We start from the raw sequence: 1918 nt of genomic DNA, 5'->3' as shown, positions 1-1918 counted from the left end.
GAGTTTATGGAAGAAGTTTTAATTGATGATAATATGGTTTTTGATATTGATAATTTAAAAGGATTTCTTAATGATACCAGTTCATTTGGGTTTATAGCTAAAGAAAATAATAAAATTATAGGATTTGCATATTGCTATACACTTTTAAGACCTGATGGAAAAACAATGTTTTATTTACACTCAATAGGAATGTTACCTAACTATCAAGACAAAGGTTATGGTTCAAAATTATTATCTTTTATTAAGGAATATTCTAAAGAGATTGGTTGTTCTGAAATGTTTTTAATAACTGATAAAGGTAATCCTAGAGCTTGCCATGTATATGAAAAATTAGGTGGTAAAAATGATTATAAAGATGAAATAGTATATGTATATGATTATGAAAAAGGTGATAAATAAATGAATATAGTTGAAAATGAAATATGTATAAGAACTTTAATAGATGATGATTTTCCTTTGATGTTAAAATGGTTAACTGATGAAAGAGTATTAGAATTTTATGGTGGTAGAGATAAAAAATATACATTAGAATCATTAAAAAAACATTATACAGAGCCTTGGGAAGATGAAGTTTTTAGAGTAATTATTGAATATAACAATGTTCCTATTGGATATGGACAAATATATAAAATGTATGATGAGTTATATACTGATTATCATTATCCAAAAACTGATGAGATAGTCTATGGTATGGATCAATTTATAGGAGAGCCAAATTATTGGAGTAAAGGAATTGGTACAAGATATATTAAATTGATTTTTGAATTTTTGAAAAAAGAAAGAAATGCTAATGCAGTTATTTTAGACCCTCATAAAAATAATCCAAGAGCAATAAGGGCATACCAAAAATCTGGTTTTAGAATTATTGAAGATTTGCCAGAACATGAATTACACGAGGGCAAAAAAGAAGATTGTTATTTAATGGAATATAGATATGATGATAATGCCACAAATGTTAAGGCAATGAAATATTTAATTGAGCATTACTTTGATAATTTCAAAGTAGATAGTATTGAAATAATCGGTAGTGGTTATGATAGTGTGGCATATTTAGTTAATAATGAATACATTTTTAAAACAAAATTTAGTACTAATAAGAAAAAAGGTTATGCAAAAGAAAAAGCAATATATAATTTTTTAAATACAAATTTAGAAACTAATGTAAAAATTCCTAATATTGAATATTCGTATATTAGTGATGAATTATCTATACTAGGTTATAAAGAAATTAAAGGAACTTTTTTAACACCAGAAATTTATTCTACTATGTCAGAAGAAGAACAAAATTTGTTAAAACGAGATATTGCCAGTTTTTTAAGACAAATGCACGGTTTAGATTATACAGATATTAGTGAATGTACTATTGATAATAAACAAAATGTATTAGAAGAGTATATATTGTTGCGTGAAACTATTTATAATGATTTAACTGATATAGAAAAAGATTATATAGAAAGTTTTATGGAAAGACTAAATGCAACAACAGTTTTTGAGGGTAAAAAGTGTTTATGCCATAATGATTTTAGTTGTAATCATCTATTGTTAGATGGCAATAATAGATTAACTGGAATAATTGATTTTGGAGATTCTGGAATTATAGATGAATATTGTGATTTTATATACTTACTTGAAGATAGTGAAGAAGAAATAGGAACAAATTTTGGAGAAGATATATTAAGAATGTATGGAAATATAGATATTGAGAAAGCAAAAGAATATCAAGATATAGTTGAAGAATATTATCCTATTGAAACTATTGTTTATGGAATTAAAAATATTAAACAGGAATTTATCGAAAATGGTAGAAAAGAAATTTATAAAAGGACTTATAAAGATTGATTATATAATATATGAAAAGCTATTATAAAAGACATTAGTATTAAATAGTTTAAAAAAATGAAAAATAATAAAGGAAGTG

General features: G+C 24.3%; 2 protein-coding genes. Both read left to right on the top strand.

Features of this window, described 5'->3' with window-relative positions; all coding sequences use genetic code 11:
- Positions 1–399 (top strand): GNAT family N-acetyltransferase (locus LQ682_RS13970; RefSeq protein WP_000341232.1); only part of this gene is annotated, 399 nt, incomplete at its 5' end.
- Complete coding sequence (locus tag LQ682_RS13965) at positions 400–1839, top strand: bifunctional aminoglycoside N-acetyltransferase AAC(6')-Ie/aminoglycoside O-phosphotransferase APH(2'')-Ia (RefSeq protein ID WP_001028144.1); 1440 nt, start codon at positions 400–402, stop codon at positions 1837–1839. It begins immediately after the preceding gene.
- Positions 1840–1918 lie beyond the last annotated feature (79 nt).

Origin of the sequence: Mammaliicoccus sp. A-M4 (assembly GCF_022386955.1) — a bacterium.
In the GTDB taxonomy this organism is placed as follows: Bacteria; Bacillota; Bacilli; order Staphylococcales; family Staphylococcaceae; genus Mammaliicoccus; species Mammaliicoccus lentus.
The sequence above is the reverse complement of the archived record's forward strand: the minus strand, read 5'-3'. Positions and strand labels throughout refer to the sequence as shown.

Excerpts from the sequence above, each read along its gene's own strand:
- LQ682_RS13965 (WP_001028144.1), top strand. The coding sequence starts at position 400 with ATGAATATAGTTGAAAATGAAATATGTATAAGAACTTTAATAGATGAT.